At 56.1% G+C, this 19686-nt stretch carries 14 protein-coding genes; 10 read left to right on the top strand and 4 right to left on the bottom strand.

Annotated elements, in window-relative coordinates:
* Position 1 precedes the first annotated feature (1 nt).
* The 3 genes from VFE46_06665 to VFE46_06655 all read left to right on the top strand — a co-directional run bounded on the left by VFE46_06665 (position 2) and on the right by VFE46_06655 (position 5642).
* Positions 2 to 1003, top strand: a complete 1002-nt coding sequence (locus tag VFE46_06665; protein HZZ27674.1) for an ABC transporter permease — start codon at positions 2 to 4, stop codon at positions 1001 to 1003.
* Between the two features lie 138 nt (positions 1004 to 1141).
* Positions 1142 to 3994 carry a beta-L-arabinofuranosidase domain-containing protein gene (locus tag VFE46_06660; protein HZZ27673.1) on the top strand — a complete coding sequence of 951 codons (2853 nt, stop codon included), beginning with the start codon at positions 1142 to 1144 and terminating at the stop codon, positions 3992 to 3994.
* Between the two features lie 76 nt (positions 3995 to 4070).
* Positions 4071 to 5642, top strand: coding sequence for an alpha-N-arabinofuranosidase (locus VFE46_06655; protein ID HZZ27672.1), 1572 nt, complete (start codon positions 4071 to 4073; stop codon positions 5640 to 5642).
* 13 nt (positions 5643 to 5655) lie between these two features.
* On the opposite strand, the gene VFE46_06650 is transcribed toward VFE46_06655, so the two are convergent.
* The gene (locus VFE46_06650) at positions 5656 to 6480 is read right to left on the bottom strand and encodes a hypothetical protein (GenBank protein HZZ27671.1); all 825 of its coding nucleotides are present in this window, start codon (positions 6478 to 6480) and stop codon (positions 5656 to 5658) included.
* 291 nt (positions 6481 to 6771) lie between these two features.
* On the opposite strand from VFE46_06650, the gene VFE46_06645 reads away from it, so the two are divergent.
* The 6 genes from VFE46_06645 to VFE46_06620 all read left to right on the top strand — a co-directional run bounded on the left by VFE46_06645 (position 6772) and on the right by VFE46_06620 (position 13771).
* On the top strand, positions 6772 to 8172 hold the full coding sequence (locus VFE46_06645) for an L-fucose/L-arabinose isomerase family protein (protein HZZ27670.1): 1401 nt from the start codon (positions 6772 to 6774) through the stop codon (positions 8170 to 8172).
* A 14-nt stretch (positions 8173 to 8186) separates the two neighbouring features.
* Positions 8187 to 8390 (top strand): hypothetical protein, encoded by a 204-nt coding sequence (locus VFE46_06640; protein ID HZZ27669.1) that lies wholly within the window; start codon positions 8187 to 8189, stop codon positions 8388 to 8390.
* Positions 8387 to 8548 carry a hypothetical protein gene (locus tag VFE46_06635; GenBank protein HZZ27668.1) on the top strand — a complete coding sequence of 54 codons (162 nt, stop codon included), beginning with the start codon at positions 8387 to 8389 and terminating at the stop codon, positions 8546 to 8548. The genes VFE46_06640 and VFE46_06635 overlap by 4 nt, the downstream gene beginning before the upstream one ends.
* Positions 8549 to 8556: 8 nt before the next feature.
* A complete protein-coding gene (locus tag VFE46_06630; protein ID HZZ27667.1) occupies positions 8557 to 10263 on the top strand; it encodes a ribulokinase in 1707 nt (568 codons plus the stop codon).
* A gap of 101 nt (positions 10264 to 10364) precedes the next feature.
* A complete protein-coding gene (gene araD, locus VFE46_06625; protein ID HZZ27666.1) occupies positions 10365 to 11093 on the top strand; it encodes an L-ribulose-5-phosphate 4-epimerase AraD in 729 nt (242 codons plus the stop codon).
* A 41-nt stretch (positions 11094 to 11134) separates the two neighbouring features.
* Positions 11135 to 13771, top strand: coding sequence for a hypothetical protein (locus VFE46_06620; protein HZZ27665.1), 2637 nt, complete (start codon positions 11135 to 11137; stop codon positions 13769 to 13771).
* Between the two features lie 6 nt (positions 13772 to 13777).
* Here VFE46_06620 and VFE46_06615 read toward each other — a convergent pair whose 3' ends face one another.
* Positions 13778 to 15589, bottom strand: coding sequence for an ATP-binding protein (locus VFE46_06615; protein HZZ27664.1), 1812 nt, complete (start codon positions 15587 to 15589; stop codon positions 13778 to 13780).
* A gap of 616 nt (positions 15590 to 16205) precedes the next feature.
* Between VFE46_06615 and VFE46_06610 the strand changes: the two genes are divergently transcribed.
* A complete protein-coding gene (locus tag VFE46_06610; protein HZZ27663.1) occupies positions 16206 to 17360 on the top strand; it encodes a DUF1559 domain-containing protein in 1155 nt (384 codons plus the stop codon).
* Positions 17361 to 17420: 60 nt separating this feature from the next.
* On the opposite strand, the gene VFE46_06605 is transcribed toward VFE46_06610, so the two are convergent.
* Both VFE46_06605 and VFE46_06600 read right to left on the bottom strand, forming a co-directional pair.
* Complete coding sequence (locus VFE46_06605; GenBank protein ID HZZ27662.1) at positions 17421 to 18515, bottom strand: glycosyl hydrolase 53 family protein; 1095 nt, start codon at positions 18513 to 18515, stop codon at positions 17421 to 17423.
* Entirely contained in the window at positions 18512 to 19633 is a 1122-nt protein-coding gene (locus VFE46_06600; GenBank protein HZZ27661.1) for a DUF1559 domain-containing protein, read from the bottom strand. Before VFE46_06600 ends, VFE46_06605 begins: the two co-directional genes overlap by 4 nt.
* Positions 19634 to 19686: the final 53 nt, after the last annotated feature.

Below are 19686 nucleotides of genomic sequence, written 5' to 3'. Positions count from 1 at the left end.
TATGAAAAAAGAACTTGGCATTTTTTTGCTACTGGCGGTGGTTTGCACGGTGACGGCAGTTTTGAAGCCGTTGTTCTTGTCTGAGGCGAACTTGACGAATTTGGCCAATTCGATTGGCCAATATGGCGTATTCAGCATCGGCATGGGGTTTGTCATTATCACCGGCGGCATCGATTTGTCGGTGGGCTCGATGTTGGCTTTGGTAGGCGTCGTGCTGGCCATTGCGCTGCGCGATTGGGGATGGCCTTGGCCGCTGGCGGTGCTATTGGCCCTGATCATTCCCATGGCCTTGGGCTGGGTGCATGGTTTTTTAATCACGCGGATGGATCTGCAACCGTTCATTGTGACACTGTGCGGCCTGTTGATTTATCGGAGTATGGCGCGGTGGATTACTCACGATGGAACGCCCGGCTTTGGCAACAAAGATAATTTTGCCACGCTGCGATTTTTAGTGTTCGGGAAGCTGTTTCAGCGGATCGATCCGGCTTCGGGCGAGATAACCTTCGGCGGAATTCCAACGCCGTTTGTCATTTTGGTGGTTGTGGCCGTTGTGTCTTGGATTGCGCTGCACCGTAGCGTGTATGGGCGATATTTATTTGCCGTGGGGAAAAACGAGGAGGCGGCGCGGTTTTCCGGAATTAACACGCGGCGGGTGATTGCCAGCAGTTACATTTTGGCGGGGCTGTTGACAGGTATTTCGGCAGTCATGTTTGCTTTTTACACGAACCAAGTAACCCCTTCGCTGCACGGCACCTTTTACGAGGTTTACGGCATTGCCGCGGCGGTGTTGGGAGGTTGCAGCTTGCGCGGCGGCGAGGGTTCGATTTTGGGAATCGTCATTGGGACGACCCTGTTGCAGGTGTTGCGAAACCTGGTGGTCATGTTGGGAATTGAAAGTTCGCTGGAATGGGCCGTGATGGGCGTGGTGATTTTGGTGGGCGTACTGGCCGACCAAATGCTGCAAAAACGGGCCAAGAAGCGCCTGGCTGTGCAGCGGACCTAGCCGGCCTCCGGCGGCACGCCGGTGCAACTTGCTGCCGCTTGAGGAAACGTTTGTGTTCCACTGTAAGCGCGGGTAGCATAAAGCGCTGGGAAGAATGAGATTGGTTCAGCTGCCAATTTTGGATTCGGGGAATTTGCAATGAAAATGAGGGTAATCAAATGGCCAGCCAGCGCGCTGCTGGCGGCCGGCATGCTGCTTGCCGGGTGGGCAATTGCTCGGCAAGTGTTCATGGAGCAAGCGGCGCAGGCACAAGATGGCGGCGGACGCAATCGAAACGGATTGCCGCCGCTGATCGACCCCAACACCGACTTGGTCAATCTGGCGCCCGTCGCCGTGCCATCTACTTCGTTTGCCTCCGGCGATCAAACGATTTTGGCCATCAACGACGGCGTCAATCCGCGCCGCTCCAGCGAGCATTACGGCAACTGGCCGCAAGGCGGCACGCAGTGGGTGGAATACACCTGGCCCAAGCCGATCAGCACAAATAAAGCCGACGTGTATTGGTATGTAGATGGCCGCGGCCTGCATTTGCCCAAAGCCAGCCGGTTGAAGTACTTCGATGGAGAAAAATACATCGATGTGCCAGGCGCCAAAGGCTTGGGCGTGGAAGCCGAAACATGGAACGAAACCACATTCGACGAAATTACAACGAACAAAATTCGCCTGGAGTTTGAGGCCGCCGGCGGTCGTGACATTTCCACCGGCATTACCGAGTTCCGCGTGTTCGATTCGGGCAAATCGCCCCAATTTCCGCCCATGGTCAAAGCAGGTCCGGATCGTGTGGTCATGCTGGGGGGCAAAACTTATTTGCGCGGCGGCATTAAACAAATTGCTCACAACAGTGACGAGGCCGCGGCGGAAAAAATTACTTGGAGTAAGGCGTCTGGCCCCGGCGAGGTAACCTTCGAAGATGCTGCCAACCCCATGACCACGGCCACGTTTTCCACGCTGGGCGATTACACCCTGAAGCTGAGCGCCAGTCTGGCCGGTGGCGATGATCTGACTTCCTCCGACACATTGCACGTGCAGGTGCTGCCTCCGGCCAGCGCCCCGCATTTGGAGCCGGTTTACACCTTGCCTTACAAAGTGAACAGCCCCTTGTGGAGCGATCGGCTGAAGACCCTGATCGCGAACTGGATTCCGCACTGTTGCTTGGAAATTTCGGATTTGGATTTGCCGCAGGGAGGCATTGCCAACTTGATCGAAGCGGGCAAAAAGCTTCGCGGCGAGCCGGCCAAGCTGCACGTAGGCTATCCGTTTTCCAACGCTTGGGTGTACAACACGCTGGAGGCGATGTGCTTGGCGCAAATGGTCGACGCGCAAGGGGACGAGCAAATTAGCCAAGCGCAGGAGGCCATGCGCGACAAAATCGAGGAGTGGATTCCCATCATCCTCGCGGCGCAAGAGCCGGACGGTTATTTGCAAACACGGTTCACGCTGGGCACGCCGCAAGATCGCGGCAATCCGCCGGAGCATTGGAGTTCGCGCGGCCGGAGCGAGCACGAAGGTTATGTGGCCGGCTATTTTCTGGAAGCGGCCATTTCGCACTATAACATGACCGGCGGCAAGGACCGCCGCTTGTACGACGCCGCGAAAAAGCTGGCCGATTGCTGGTGCGATAACATCGGCCCGGCGCCGAAAAAAGCGTGGTACGACGGACATCAGGAAATGGAGCAGGCGCTGGTCCGCTTTGCGCGGATGGTCGATCACGTGGAAGGCGTGGGCAAGGGAGATAAATACACCCAGTTGGCGAGATTTTTGATCGATTCCCGCCGCGGCGGCACGCAGTACGATCAAAGCCATTTGCCTGCCGTGCAGCAATACGAAGCCGTCGGCCACGCCGTGCGGGCCGGATATTTTTATTCCGGCATGGCCGACATTGCCATGATGACGCACGACATCGATTACCAAAGCGCGGTCTGTTCCATTTGTGACAACATTGTCAACAAAAAGTATTATCTCACCGGGGGCATCGGCTCGGGCGAAACCGCGGAAGGCTTCGGCGGAAATTATTCGCTGCCCAACAACGCGTATTGCGAATCTTGCTCCGGCACGGCCGAGCTGTTCTTTCAATATAAAATGAACTTGACCTACCAGGACGCCAAGTATGCTGATTTGTTCGAAGAAACGCTGTACAACGCCATTTTGGGCGACATCGATTTGGAAGGGAAGAATTTTTATTACGACAATCCTCTGGAAACGGCGGGCACCCCGGTGCCACGCGATCCGCAGCGTCTGCAAGGCTTCCGCGTTCCCTGGCATGCGTGTCCGTGCTGCGTGAGCAACATTTCCCGCACCCTGCTGTTGCTTCCCACGTGGATGTACGCGACCGGGCCTGACAGCATTTATGTGAACCTGTTTGCGGGCACGACGGTGGATGTGGGCCCGGTGGCCGGCACCGACGTGCAACTGGTGCAAGCGACGAATTATCCGTGGGACGGCAAAGTAACCATCGTGGTGAATCCGCACGAGGAGAAGGAGTTTTCCATCCACATTCGCTCTCCACAACGCGAAATCAGCGAGCTGTACACCTGCACGCCGGAATGCGATGGCATTACGTCGCTGGCGGTGAACGGGAAAAAAATATTGTCGCCCGACATGCAAAACGGCTACGCAGTCATTACTCGCCAGTGGCAGCCGGGAGACAAAATTGAATTCGTGCTGCCGATGAAAGCGCAGCGGGTGAAGGCCAGCCAGCGGATTGCCGCCGATCGCGGGCGGGTAGCGCTGCGTTACGGACCGTTGATTTATAACTTCGAAGCGGCTGACAACCACGGCATGGGAAACAACAATTTGCCCACCTTGAAAGCCGATGCGGCATTGAGGACGGAATGGCAGCCGCATTTTTTGGATGGCGTGGTGGTGATTAAAACCAAGTCCGCCGAGGGCGGAAACCTGTTGGCAATTCCGAATTACGTTCGCAACAATCGTGGCGGCCATTCCGCCGTATGGATTCGCGACGGCGCCGTGGATGAAACAGCACAGCAATGACGCTGGCTGAACACGCATCACGCGAATGCCCATTGCTGTAACTCCCCCCTGCTGAAACTCCATTCGGAGAACTTTCATGTTGAAGTCGATCATCACCGCTTGTCTGGCAACTGCGCTGGGTTGCATTTCGAGCGATTGGGCTGCCGCGCAAAGTGCTACGAAGAGCCAAATGGCAACCGTCACGTTGCACTTGGACCAGGCGAAAACGCGCATCGCCCCAGAAATTTACGGCCAGTTCGCCGAGCACCTGGGGCATTGCATTTACGGCGGCATTTGGGTTGGCGAAGATCCCTCCATTCCCAACACCCGCGGCATTCGCAACGACGTGGTGGCGGCGCTCAAAAACATTCACGTGCCGGTGGTGCGTTGGCCGGGCGGATGTTTCGCGGACGAATACCACTGGAAAGACGGCATCGGCCCGCGCGACCAGCGCCCGAAAATGATTAACACACACTGGGGCGGCGTCGTGGAAAGCAACGCCTTCGGCACGCACGAGTTCCTGGATTTTTGCGAGCAAGTGGGTTGCCAGCCGTATATTTGCGGCAACGTGGGAAGCGGCAGCGTGGAGGAAATGATGCAATGGGTCGAGTACATGACCTCTGATGCCGACAGCCCCATGGCCAACTTGCGCCGCAAAAATGGGCGCGATAAGCCTTGGAAGCTGAAGTACTTTGCCGTCGGGAACGAATCGTGGGGTTGCGGCGGCAACATGACGCCGGAGTATTACTCCGACGAATTTCGCCGCTACAACACGTTCATCAAAAATTACGATCAGGCCAACAAAATTTACCGGGTGGCCGGCGGCCCCAACAGCGGCGATTACCATTGGATGGAAGTGCTGATGAAAAACGCCGCGAAGTTCATGCAAGGCATTTCGCTGCATTATTACACGCTTCCCACGGGCAATTGGGACCACAAAGGCTCGGCCACCGATTTTGAAGAGCCGGCCTATCACGCCACGCTGGTCAACGCGTTCAAAATGGAGGAAATGCTCACCAAGCACTCCGCCATTATGGATCAGTACGATCCCAACAAGCGCATCGGCCTGGTCGTCGACGAATGGGGCAATTGGTACGACGCGGAGCCAGGCACAAATCCGGGCTTTCTGTATCAGCAGAACTCACTGCGCGATGCGCTCACGGCGGCCGTGAATTTAGATTTGTTCCAGGCGCATGCCGACCGCATTTCGATGGCCAACATTGCGCAAATGATTAACGTGCTGCAGGCGATGATTTTAACGGACAAGGAAAAAATGATCCTGACACCGACGTACCATGTGTTCGACATGTACAAAGTGCACCAAGGGGCAAACTTGATTCCTCTGGAAGTGAAAACGGCGGACTACGAACTGAACGACAAAAAAGTGCCGGCGGTTCATGTCACGGCTTCCAAAGATAAAGACGGTAAAATTCATATCTCACTGGTGAATTTAGATGCCAACCGCCCGGCGACCGTCAGCATGAAAGTGCCGCAAGGGAGCAGTGTCAATTCCGGCACGGTGCTGACTTCGGCGAAACTGAGCGACCACAACACGTTTGACCATCCCGACGTGGTGAAGCCGGCCGGATTCAGCGGGACGAAAATCGACGGTGAGAATTTAACGGTCGACATGCCGTCGAAAGCGATCGTGGTGCTGGAATTGCAATAGCACCGCCGGAGCGTTATCGATCATCACCTTGCCTGTTCTTGTCGACCGGCGGATACCAAACGATTTGAGTATTCGGCAGGGCCGCTTTCAATTGGTCCACACCGCTAGCAGTAAGTTTGGTGCCTGCCAGGTCAAGCCTAGTGAGTTTTTTCAATTGGCTTAATGCGCTAACGCTGGCATCAGTGATGGACGCCCAATCGAGATCAAGATCAATCAAGTTGGTCAATTCCGCCAGGCGCGCCACGCCGGCATCGGTTATCGGCATTTGATCAAGGATCAAAAATCCCAGGCTGTGAATGTGTGCAATTTGTTCGCAACCCCGATCACCTACGTTGGTGTGCTCCAGATTAAGCAACCAAAGATTGGGCAGGTGCACCAGGAATTTCATGCCATCGTCGTCGACCTGAGATCGCTCCAGCACCAAGTACATTAAACGATTCAGGGCGGTCAGGCGGACTAAGCCCGCGCTGGTTACTTTGCTCTGCCCAATTCCCAGCGTTACTAAAGATGGGAGCTTTTCGACAAACGCTAGGTCATCATCGGTAATGGGCTGAAAAAAGTTCGCCGTATTAACATTGTGGAAATAATCCACGCCGATCGCATTGTCCAGCCATAATGGCTCCAGCGGCGTTGCCGTTGGCTTTACCTCGAAGAGCCGTTCGATTGAAGGGCCATAGGGTTTGATGTGGTAGTCGTACCAGACGGCTGCCCCCAATTTGCGAATTGCCGCCACGGCATCTTGTTGCTGCCGCGCTCGGCCGGCTTCAATCCCCAGCCAAATGCCAATGACCGTGATCACCACCAGCAGCATGCGCAGGCTATAACGTGGCCATTTCATGGGTTCATTATAAGATCAGCAGCCGCGGTCTTCGAACCGCTCGCTACGTCTTTCGACAGTGGGCCAGGATTGATTTTTACATAGGATAATTGCCCGACTGACACCATCGGGCTATGTGCAAATTGTCACACTAACTCGGTTTTCCCGTCAGTTGTGAGACGGCGCGGCGTTTGGTAGTCTTATAACGTTCGGGGTGTACGCTGGCAGATTGCCACGCAATTCGAATCGCGCTGCGCTCAGCCATAGTACTCCGGGGGGGAGTGCTAACAACCTTGGGAGTTCTATTGCAACATGAATACTTTGGGCTTGATTGTCGGCAATCGAGGTTTTTTTCCCGATCATTTGTGTGCCACCGGGCGGGAAGCCGTGCTGAAAGTTCTAGCAGCGCAAGATATCAACGTGGTGGCACTTCCGACCGATGCCACGAAGTTCGGCGTGGTTGAATCGCTGGAAGATGCCCGCAAGTGCGCCGATTTGTTTCGGGCCAACGCCGAAAAGATTGACGGCGTGTTGGTTACGCTGCCGAACTTCGGCGACGAACGTGCCGTGGCCAATACACTGCGGTGGGCTAACTTGGGCGTGCCGGTGCTGGTGCATGCCTTTGACGACGTGCCGGGCACCATGACCATTAAAGACCGCCGCGATGCCTTTTGCGGAAAAATGTCGGCCTGTAACAATCTGCGGCAGTACAACATTCCGTATTCGCTCACGGGTTTGCACACAGTCGATCCCGCCCGGCCGGAATTTACAGAAGACGTGCGCCGCTTCACGGCCACTTGCCGCGTGGTGAAAAAGTTCAAAAACGCGCGGGTGGGGGCCATCGGCGCGCGGCCCGGGGCGTTTAACACCGTTCGCTACAGCGAGAAAATCTTGGAGCATCACGGCATTACGACCGAGACGCTCGATCTCTCGGAAGTGTTGGGCTGGACCCGCAAACTGGCCGATGACGATCCGGCGGTAAAAGCCAAAATGGCGGCGATCAAAAGCTACACCAACACGGCCAACGTGCCGGAAGGCCCGCTGGTGAAAATGGCCAAGCTGGGCGTGGTGATTGAAAAATGGTCGAACGAGCAGCAGCTCATCGGCACGGCCATTCAATGCTGGACTTCGCTAGAGGAGTTTTACGGCGTGGTCCCCTGCACCATCATGAGCATGTCATCGAACAGCCTGATTCCCAGCGCGTGCGAAACCGACGTTACCGGGCTGATTGGCATGTTGGCGCTAACGGCCGCTGCTGGCAAGCCCGCCGCGCTGTTGGATTGGAACAACAACTACGGCACCGATCCGAACATGGGCGTGGTGTTTCACTGCTCCAACTTGCCCAAGGATTTTTTCAGCAGCCAGAAGATGGATTACCAGGAGATCATCGCCGGCACGGTGGGCAAGGAAAACACGTTTGGCACGATTGTCGGGAAAATTGCCCCCGGGCCGTTCACGTATTGCCGTGTGTCGACCGACGATTTAACCGGAAAAATTCGCACGTATGTGGGCGAGGGCACGTTCACCGATGACAAGCTGAATACCTTTGGCGGTTACGGCACCTTCCGCGTGGAGCGGCTGCAAGAATTGCTGCAGTTTATTTGCCGCAATGGTTTTGAACACCACGTGGCGGCCACGAAAGTTTCCGTCGGCGAAGCAGTGTACGACGCCATGAGCACGTATTTGAAGTGGGATGTATATCGGCACGTTTAAGGCATGTCACGATTATGGAAAGAGCATTGGGAATCGGCGGATTCTTCTTTCAAGCTAAAAACCCTGATGTCCTGAGTCAGTGGTATTTGGAACACTTTGGGGTATTGCCCGTCCCTGCAAGTTACGATCAGCCCGCGTGGCAGCAAGAAGCGGGGACGACTGTGTTCGCGCCGTTTCCAGCAGATACCAAATATTTTAGAGACGCAAAGCAATCGTGAAAGATCAACTTCGCGTACAAAATTTGGACGCAATGATTGCGCAGCTCCGGGCTGCCGGAATCGAGGTAGAAGTTGATCAAGAAGAGTATCCGAACGGACGGTTTGCTCGATTGAGCGATCGGGAAGGAAATCCCATTCAAATTTGGCAACCAAAGTGAGATCGATTATGCCTCACTACACCATCGGGCTCGATTACGGCACCGGTTCCGTGCGGGCCGTATTGGTAAACACCACGGGCGAGGAAGTCGCGGCCAGCGTGTTCGATTATCCGCACGGCGTGGCCGGCGTGGTGATTAGCGACCGTGATCCAAATTTAGCCCGGCAGCATCCGCGCGATTACGAAGCCGGAGCCGAAGCTGCGGTGAAAGGCGTCCTGAAGGAAGGGCGCGAAAAAAAAGGTGTCAAGCCCGAGGAGATTATCGGCATTGGTGTCGATACGACGGGGAGCACGCCGTTGCCGGTGGATGCTGGCGGGATGCCGCTGGCGTTCGACAAACGCTTTGAAAACGATGTCAATGCGCTGGCGTGGCTGTGGAAAGATCACACCTCGCATGCTGAGGCGGAGGAAATTACCGCCACGGGAAGCAAGCAACACCCGGAATATCTGGCGAAAATCGGCAATCGCTATTCGTCGGAATGGTTCTGGGCGAAAATTTTGCACTGTGCCCGAGTGGCGCCGGCGGTGTTCGATGCCGCGGCCAGTTGGGTGGAAATTGCCGATTGGATTCCGGCCCTGCTGTGCGGCACTGTATCATCCGGCGACGGCACGCTGCAGCCGAACAAAGTGCGGCGCGGAGTTTGTGCTGCCGGGCACAAAGCATTTTTCAACGCCCGCTGGGGTGGCTATCCCGATGTGGAATTCCTCAAGGCGCTGGATCCGCGATTAGAAAAAGTGCGCAAATCGCTACCCGAAAAAGTTTACACCGTGGCCGATGCCGCCGGCGCGCTCTCAGAAACATGGGCCGAGCGCCTCGGTTTGAAAGCCGGCATTCCCGTCGCCGTGGGAGCGTTCGACGTGCATTTGGGCGCCGTCGGCTCAGGCATTGCGCCGGGCACGCTCGTGAAAATCATGGGCACTTCCACCTGCGATTTGGCGATTGTTCCCACCAGCGAAAAAATTGCCGACGTGCCGGGCATTTGCGGCATTGTCGATGGTTCCGTGCTGCCGGGATTTTATGGTTTGGAAGCGGGGCAATCGGCCGTGGGGGACATTTTCAATTGGTTTGTGAATGTACTGCAGCCGGGTGGCACAACCGAGGCCGATCATGCCAAGCTTTCCAAAGCGGCGGCGGCGCTGCGGCCGGGAGAATCGGGCCTCTTGGTGCTCGATTGGCACAATGGCAATCGCACGGTGCTGGTCGATCAACGATTGACGGGACTGATTGTGGGGCTCACGCTCCATTCCAGCCCGGCGGAAATTTATCGCGCACTGATCGAAGCCACGGCGTTTGGGGCCCGCGTGATTATGGAGCGCTACGAAGAATACGGCTGCCCGGCCAAGCGGATTGTAAACGGCGGCGGCATCGCAGCGAAAAATCCGCTGGCCATGCAAATTTACGCCGACGCCATGGGCCGGCCCCTTTCGGTCACCCGCAGCCAGCAAACCTGCGCGCTGGGATCGGCTATTGCCGGAGCCGTGGTGGCCGGAAAGAAAGCGGGCGGTTTCGATAACTTTGCCGACGCCATTGCCGCTATGGCCAGCCCGGCCGATCGTACATTTACCCCGCAACCGGCCGCCGTGGCGGTTTACAACAAGCTGTACAAGCTGTATCGCCGGCTGCACGATTCTTTCGGCGTGGCCGGGCATAACGACATGCTGGGTGATATGATGAAGGAATTGTTGAACATTCGAGACGCGGTGAAGCGGGGATGAAGGCGGCCAGCGCGCTCCGCTAGCGCGTCTAAACGGGCCACTAGTTCGATATTTATTCACGATTGACCGCTGCAGCGCGACCAACGGTCGCGGCTTTATATATGCCCTTTGATGACCTGAAATGCGCTGTGCTGGATGTGAATGTGGCGCTGGTGAAATCGGGCCTGGTCGTACTCACCTGGGGCAATGCCAGCGGGGTTGATCGAAAAGCCGATGGCGGCCGTGGCGTCATGGCCATCAAACCCTCGGGCGTGGATTACGACAAGCTGCAGCCGGACGACATGGTGATTGTCTCGCTGGCCAGCGGCAAAGTGATCGAAGGGACGAAGCGCCCCTCGTCCGATACAATGACGCACCTGGAACTGTACCGCGAGTTTGGCAACATTGGCGGGATTGTGCACACGCATTCGTTCCATGCCACAGCGTTTGCTCAAGCGTGCGTGGAAATTCCTTGCCTCGGCACAACCCATGCCGACCATTTTTACGGCACCGTGCCGGTCACGCGCGAATTGACGGCGGAAGAAATCAACACCGATTACGAATTGAATACCGGCAAAGTGATTGCGGAACGATTTCGCCAGGACGGAATCAATCCCGACGAAGTACCGGCGGTATTGGTGGCCAGCCACGCGCCGTTTGTGTGGGGCAGCACGCTGCAGAAGGCATTGGAAAACGCCATCGCGCTGGAATATGTGGCCGGCATGCAGGTGGAGGCGATGCAGATGAATGCGAAAGTCAAAGCCATTTCGCAAACGCTGCTCGATAAGCATTTTCTGCGCAAACATGGCCCGGCGGCCACTTATGGCCAAGCGGAATTAAAATCGAAGTAAATCCCATGCGCCGTGTACTACGCCATTTGCTTTTTGCTGCCGTGCCTTTTTTTTTGGTGCTGCCGGCCCTGGCCCAAGAGACAACGTCGAAACCCGCCCCTGCCCTGCCCTTTCATCAGTGGGCGCAAACACCGCCGATGGGTTGGAATAGTTGGGATTGCTTCGGCGCTGCCGTGAATGAAGCACAAACCAAAGAAAACGCAGATTACATGGCCGAGAAGTTGGCTTCGCACGGCTGGCAATACGTGGTAGTCGACATTCAATGGTACGAGCCGCAAGCGAAAGGTTTTAGTTACCGCAGAAATGCCAAGCTGGAAATGGACGAGGATGGCCGCTTGTTGCCGGCGCCCAATCGCTTTCCCTCGGCAGCCGGTGGCGCAGGCTTTAAGCCGTTGGCCGATTATGTGCACAGCAAAGGCTTGAAGTTCGGCATTCATTTGCTGCGTGGCATTCCGCGGCAGGCGGTTGAAGCCAACACGCCAATTTTGGGAAGCGATGCCCATGCGGCGGACATTGCCGACAAGCAGCACCCTTGTCCTTGGAACGGTGACATGTGGGGCGTCGACATGACCAAGCCCGGCGCGCAGGAATATTACAATTCGGTGTATCAACTCGTGGCTTCGTGGGATGTCGATTTTGTGAAGGTGGACGATCTCAGCCGGCCGTACGATCGCAACAAGCCGGAGATCGAAGCCATTCGCAAAGCCATCGACAACACGCATCGGTCGATGGTGCTCAGCACTTCGCCGGGCGAAACGCTGCTGAGCGAGGCCGATCATGTGGTGGCGCACGCCAACATGTGGCGAATCAGCGACGATTTTTGGGACAACTGGCGGGCGCTGAAATCGCAATTTCAGCGCTGCAAAAACTGGGCGCAATATACCGGCCCGGGACACTGGCCCGACGCCGATATGCTGCCGTTCGGTCAGGTGCGCGTGGGGCAGCGAAATCCTGGAACGCGGTTTACGCACGACGAGCAAACGACGGTGATGACGCTGTGGTCGATTTGCCGCTCGCCGCTGATAATCGGCTCGAATTTGCCTGCGAACGATGATTTCACGCTATCGCTGCTCACCAACGACGAAGTGCTCGCCGTCGATCAACACAGCAGCGGCGGGCACGAGCTGTTTCGCAAGGATGATTTAATTGCCTGGAGCGCCGATGTGCCGGATAGCGGCGATAAATACCTGGCGCTATTCAACGCGCAAGATGCTAAACCGGACAGCGACAAGCAGGATAGCGCCAAATCGGACGGTGACAAAACCGGCCAGGAAATTACGGTTGATTTGACGGCGCTTGGCTTTTCTGGTCCTTGCCAGGTGCGCGATTTGTGGCGGCACGCGTCGCTGGGCGCTTTCACGGGTAAGTTTGCGGCAACCATTCCCTATCACGGCGCGGGCTTGTTTCGCGTGGCTGCCGACATGCAGAAAGTCGGCGAAACAAAATCCAATGAGCCTAACGCCGTGGCGAGCAAGCAAAATCAATTGCCGGCTTTTCCAGGCGCCGAAGGCTTCGGGGCGCTGGCCACCGGCGGGCGCGAAGGCACGGTTTATCATGTTGCCAATCTGAACGATTCCGGCCCGGGCTCGTTGCGAGATGCCGTGAGCAAAGGCAATCGCATGGTGGTGTTCGATGTGGGCGGATATGTGGAACTGGAATCGCCGCTGTCGGTGGCGAGCAACATCACGCTGGCCGGACAAACCGCGCCGGGCGATGGCATTGGCACAAAAAACTATGAAGCGTCATTCTCTGGCTCGCAGAACATCATTGTCCGTTATATGCGTTTTCGGCAGGGAGAAACGCCGAAGCAAGATAAAAAATGCGCCGTTAATATTCATCAGGGGCACAACATGATTTTCGACCACGTGTCGATTCAGTACGGCCGCTGGGATACCATCGGCATGACGGAAAGCGCAAATATCACCATGCAAAATTGCATCATTGGCCCGGGCATCGCCCCGCAGCGGTTCGGCTGCTTGTGCGAAAGCGACGGCGTGACGTTCAGCCACGATCTGTGGATCAGTAACCACGGGCGCAATCCCAAGAGCAAAGGCAAAGTGCAGTTCATCAATAATGTGGTTTATAATTGGAACGTGGGCGGTTATGACCTGGCTCATTCGGCGGGCGTCAGTTATCACGAACTGCTGGACAACAGTTTTATTCGCGGGCCGGCGACGGGAAATCATGGCCCGTGGTACCAGGCGAACAGCAACGACCAGGTGTTTGCCCAGGGGAACGTGCTGGATGGGCAGCCGCTGGAAAATCCGGCCGGCGTGACCATGCTACAGGCCGATTGGGCCAAGCCTATCGCGCCGGTCACGGTGGACACGGCCGAAAAAGCGTACGAGAAAATTGTGACCGACTGTGGATGCTCGCTGCATCGGGATGCGGTCGATCGGTATTTAATTCAAACGCTGACCAGCAAAACGGGAAAGCTGCTCAACAGCCAGGTTGATCTGGCCGGCGAAGTGGGCGGCAACGGCTTTGGTGAACTTCAAGGTGGCGCCGCTCCAAAAGATTCCGATGCCGATGGCATTCCCGATGCTTGGGAAACCGCCCACGGACTGAACTCCAACGATCCGGCCGATGGCAGCAAGCTTGCCGCAAGCGGTTACACGAATTTGGAAGAGTATCTCGACAGCCTGGCAGCGCCTGGAAGTGTTCGACCAGCCCGATGAAGCTGTTTAAGGGCCAGGGCAAGCAACCGGATGAGCTTGGGCCGGCATCTGACTTTTGCGGCCGATCCAATGCTTGCACAGCGAGAGAAGTTGGGCTTTGTTTATCGGTTTGGGGGTATAGTCGTCGCAACCGGCTTCCAGGCACTTGTGGCGATCTTCTTCCATGGCATGCGCCGTGAGCGCAATAATGGGAGTGGTGTAGCCGTGCTCGCGCATGGTGCGCGCCAGCGTGTAGCCATCCATTTCCGGCATTTGCATATCGGTTAGCAACAGGTCGTATGGGAGCGGCGCATCGGGCTGGCCCGACTCGGTTTTCTCCAACATGGCCAGCGCGACGCGGCCATTGCTGGCAATATCGATTTCCATGCCCGCCTTGCGCAAATAGAAAGCGATGAGCAACTGATTGTCGGGCCCATCTTCGGCCAGCAGCACGCGGCCGCGCAGGGACTGCGGTGCAACTGGCTTTGTTGCGGTAATTTGTGCGCGTTCCAGCTTCGATGTCCAGGCCGCATTCGCCGCCGCGCGCAACGGCAATTGAATCCGAAACAACGAGCCCGCGCCGGGCATGGTGCGCTCCAAGCTGATTTTACCCCCCATCAATTGCGCCAGCCGACGGCAAATGGCCAGGCCCAGCCCCGTGCCGCCGAAGCGGCGCGTCACGCTATTGTCGGCCTGGTTGAACGGTGTAAATAACCACGTTGTTTGCTCCGGCGTCATTCCCAGGCCGGTATCTTCAATATCGACGTGTAATTGTGCGTCCGCATCTTTTCCCACCACGGTGGCCGTAATTTCCACGCGGCCTTGCTCGGTGAATTTGACGGCGTTGCCCGCCAGGTTCAGCAGAATCTGCCGCAGCCGAGTGGGATCGGTGCGGATACGCGTGGGCACCGGCGTGGCCAAGCGAACCTCTAAGCTCAAGCCTTTGCCGACGGCGCGCGAACGAATGAACGCCTCGATTTCATCCAGCAGATTCGGCAAATTGCATTCCACTTCCTCCAGTTGCAGTTTGCCGGCCTCGATTTTTGAAAGATCCAAAATGTCATTGACCACGGTTAGCAAATGCTCGCCGGCGCGTTTAATGGTGGCGACATTTTCCACCCGCCGGGCTTGGTCGTGCGGCTCGTTGTCGGGTTCCAGCAATAAATCGGTGTATCCCAAAATGGCGGTGAGTGGAGTGCGAATTTCGTGACTCATGTTCGCCAAAAATTCGCTTTTGGCGCGATTGGCGGTCAGCAGCGAGTTCACGGCCGCATTTTTCAGCTCTTCGTAAATTAGCGTCAAAGTGTAAATGACTACCGTGATTCCTATCGCCGCCGCCAATCCCCACAGGGAAAGCTGATTCGCATCGAGCGGCATTGCCGCCGACCAGTGGGAACGTTGTTCGATATACAACACGGGCGCGACGGCCAACGTGGCGGCCAGCCACAGAATACCGTAGCGGTAGCCTAACATCATCGTCGACAGGACCGGTATGGCGACAAACCAACCGACGGCAGGCGAGTTAATTCCTCCGCTGGCGATGCACAAATAGGTTAGCAAAACATACAAAATCAGCGCCATCAAATTTCCTGACAGCCTGATCGAGCCCAACCAGCGCATGAGTCCGAGATTCACCAAGCCCAGTGCCGCCGCCACCAGAATGCAAATTGCCAGTGGCGCCAGTTGCAGCGCTAAATACAAGCCTGCGAAAACCGGCGCCCAAATAATCAGAGCGAAGGTGAATGCCACGATTAGCCGGGCACGGCGCTGGGTGTCGACTCCGCCGCTGCGAAGCGCCTCGGGAATTTGCCAATCGACCAATCGAGAGAGGAAAAACATGAGTTGCTGCGCGATTTAATAGCCATTCAGCCAATCGGCGCTAGCAAAAAGCCACCCCATGGGCGCAGTTTGATCGCCGATCGACAGCCCATAAGAAAATATAGGCCACAATTTATTCCCCAAATGGAGGGGTATTTTGCGTTGAGTCTGCCACCTAAATCGCCTGGGCGGCAATGGCCGCCTGGTTCACATCGGGGGCGGGCCCAATCAGTCGGCCGGCGGGGGCGTTTCGGTTGGTAAAGTCGCGGATCGGGCCCAATTCGACGAGTATGTGAGATTTATTCGTAATTTTGCCAGAGGGTTTACGATTACTTACAGGGCCGTGGGCCGGGCGTTTCCATCACCGAAGTATCGCGAGGAAACTAGTGGGGTGGGAACGATAATCCGTGGGGGTTTGCCAGGTTGAACGGCCTGTAGTTGGGATGCCGAAGTTCGCAGTTTAGCGCGCCGGCGGAGTGGGATCATCTTTCGGGCGATTCCTGCCTAGAGGGGGATGCTCCAACGCTGTGGGGCCAATCGCAGATTGCGTGAACCGGAATGGTGTGAGCTGGAAGGAATCAAAAGCCATCGGTCGCAAAGTCGATGTGGAATTTGCGAGCGAGCTACAACCATAGCCATGGGCGAATTTATGTTGTGCTTTTATCGAACTTGTGTTCGGCGCCGTCGGACCGCTTTTACTTTGGTCGAGCTGCTGGTGGTGATTGCCATCATTGGCATTCTTATTGCGCTATTGCTGCCGGCGGTTCAAGCGGCGCGAGAAGCAGCCCGAATGAATGAATGTAAAAATCATCTCAAGCAAATTGGTCTAGCAGTGCAAAACCACGTCAGCACCGAAGGATTTTTCCCGACCGGAGGCTGGGGATTCGATTGGGTTGGTGATCCGAATCGCGGATACGATAAGCGGCAGCCGGGAGGCTGGGCGTTCAATCTGCTGACGTTCTTAGAAGAAAAGGCCGATCACGATCTCGGCCTGGGCGCCAGCTATAACGGCTCTAACACCGGGCCGTTGAGCGTAAAGCTCGGTCAAATGATGGGGCAAGGATTGCCGGTATTTTTGTGCCCTTCGCGGCGCACCGATTCCACAACCTTTTTCATTTCGCCGACATCAACGACCATAACCACCGCTAACGGGAATGCAAGCCACGGCGATGTCAAAGACCAATTCTATAATGTCGCGGGTAATTTAGTACCCACTAATGTCTGCCGGGGTGATTATGCCATTAACGCCGGTGACGGCAGCGCTAACCAAGGGGGCGCAAATCCGAACAGCGTAACCACGATGGATAGTTTTACCACCTGGGACAGTACCGATGACGCCACAACCAAAATGTACTGCAATGGCATCTCGTATTACCGAAGCATGGTGCGATTAAAGCAAGTGACCGACGGCTTAACGCATACATATTGTGTGGGCGAGAAGTTTTTATATGTCGACCAATGGATGACTGGCGACGACCCGGCTGACGATGAATTCTTGCTGACCGGCTGGGATAACGATTTGTATCGGACAGCAGGATGGAGCTACGTTAACAACGGCCAACCTAAGCCGACCGATAAGGCGGTCAATGTACCCCAAGCTGATGTGAAGTCGACTGTGCTTCTGTCGAACAGCGAGGGCAACATTTGGGGCAGTGCGCACGTGTCCGGTTTCAACATGGTGTACTGCGACGGCTCGGTCCACACGATTCCTTACACCATCGACTTAGTAGTCCACCGGTTGCTCCACAACCGTGCGGACGGCGTTAGCTTTAGCGGTAAAGACAACTTCTGAACGATATTTCTCGTCTGCGGTCAGGTAATTCCTGAGTGAGCAACCCGGTAGTGCGGCCGATCAATGGACCGGCGGGGCAGTAACCGCAGTGGCGGTCGTCGGTTTGTCGAATAAGTGAACGACCGGCAATGCGCGGTGATCGGCGTCGAACATGCCGCGGCTGGCGACGCCTCCTTTGCCGACGGCCGGCTCCCACCAAAACACGCCTTTGCCCAGGCCGTGCGGCGTCTCTTTCACCGCTTGATTAACGGCTTCCAGAAATTGCCGCTGGCCTGCGGGCGTTTCGGGGTAAGGGCCAGGCTTATCGCGGTATTCGGCCGTTCGCCAGTTGTAAGCGGCTTCCACCACGTAAATATCTTTGTGATAGGTTTCGGCCATGAAGTTCAAATTCTTGCGCAAGTCGTCAAGGCTGCCGTGCCACCATGGATAATACGATTGGCCGATCACATCGAACGGCACGCTATACTCCTGGCACTTATCGAAAAACCATTTGGTTCCTTTTTGATCGCCGCCACGATCAATGTGAATCATGATCAGCGGCATGGGCGCATCGCCGCGGCCGGCATCGACGCCCCGAATGCCCGCTTTTAGCAAATCGGCAAAGTTGCTCCAGTTATTGGGCAGCCGTCCATCGGGCCACAACATGCCGCCGGTAATTTCGTTGCCAATTTGGACCATGTCAGGCAAGGCCTCTGCTTGACGGAAGGCGGCAATGCAATCGCGAGTGTAAGCGAACACCGCATCAGTAAGCTCTGCGTGCGACATTTTCTCCCAGGCCTTGGGAATGAATTGCTTTTGCGGGTCGGCCCAGGTATCGGAGTAGTGAAAATTCAACAGAAATTTGTAACCCAGCGCCTTGGCTTGCTTGGCCAGGGCCAGCGTGTACTGCAAATTGTTGGGCAGCCGCGAGGGCGTGTGAAACAGCCGCAAGCGAATCCAGTTGTAACCATGATCTTTGAACAGTTGCAGCACCGGCTTAGGCTGGTCGCCGTCTTTGAAAACCATGCCGCTTTGCTCCGCCTGGGCTGACGACGAAAGATCGGCGCCGATGGCATATTCGTTTTCGCCGGCGCAGCTTACACCTGATTTGAAACAGCATTCGGCCAATCCCAGCACCAGCACGCAAATTAAACAAAACCGCCGGGTTCGCATCATTGGTCAAGGCTCACTTGCTGGCCGTCGTGGCGGTTGGCTAGATTTTTAAGGACCCCAAGATCTGTAGTTGCGCTTAGAAAGTGAGCTGATCCGTCGGCCATGCAAAAACTGCAGCCGTTGAAATGCTTGCTGCCGAAGCTCAAATCGTTGTGTTTGGAAATCTTCGGCGCATTGTAACCGACCTGCGGATTCAGATCGCTGGGTTGCACACTAGCACCCGTAATGCCGTAATAAACATTGACCGCATTAATCATCCAGAAACCTTCGGCAGTCGCGGCCGGGGGACCCATAGTATTTTTCAGATCTGCATCATGATCAACGAACCCCGGGTAATTTCCCCATACCTCCGCTCCTGCGTACCAGCCCGGTGGAACATAACCTAGCTTGGAACTATAATCCCACGAGCATTCGCCAATTAATAACGTTTTGCTGGTGCCGTCGCTAACGTCGCTGATGCGAACCTTGCTGGCCGGATACATGACGCCGTTGGTGGCGATGCCGCCGCGCCAAGTTGGCTGAGGTGGATAGGTGGGCCCGCCGAAAGCAGTGGGCAAACAACCGGTTAACTCCCAGGGCGGATTTCCCGGGCATGTGTCAGCGAACTTGCCGCCCATCACGGCATAGTAGTGGGCGCGCTCTGGACCCGTCGTGAGCGTGCCGGCAGCTGGTCCGGAGATGCCGGAGAACATGATGATTGGTTCGTTGTAGTCCTGCGAGGGGCACTTCACAAATGGAATCACCGTGGTGGGCACGCCTTGGTCGACATTTGGTGAAATATCCCACCGGAACGTGAAATTGATCAAGTCGTGAAGCGCCTTATCCTCCATGTACGGCGTGACAATGGCAATAAATCCATAGGGACCTACGTGGTCGCTGCCGTTTTCGTCGTAGAGCGCGGAGGGAAAGTGTTTTTTCGTTGACTCGTAATTCAGGCACGCCAAGCCCAACTGGCGAATAGAATTCAAACATTGTGTGCGGCGTGCTGCTTCCCGTGCCGCTTGGACGGCCGGCAGCAATAGCGCAATGAGAATGCCAATAATGGCAATCACCACCAGCAGTTCGACCAGCGTAAAGGCCGGTCGCGCATTTCGGTGTGTGTTTGTTGCTGGTCTCTTCATGAGCCAGGCCTTATCAAAAAGACCTTGTCAAAAAAGGCCCCCGGCGCCGCAGG

This window comes from Pirellulales bacterium, assembly GCA_035656635.1.
Lineage (GTDB): Bacteria > Planctomycetota > Planctomycetia > Pirellulales > JADZDJ01 > DATJYL01.
This window is presented reverse-complemented; position numbering and strand designations above follow the sequence as displayed.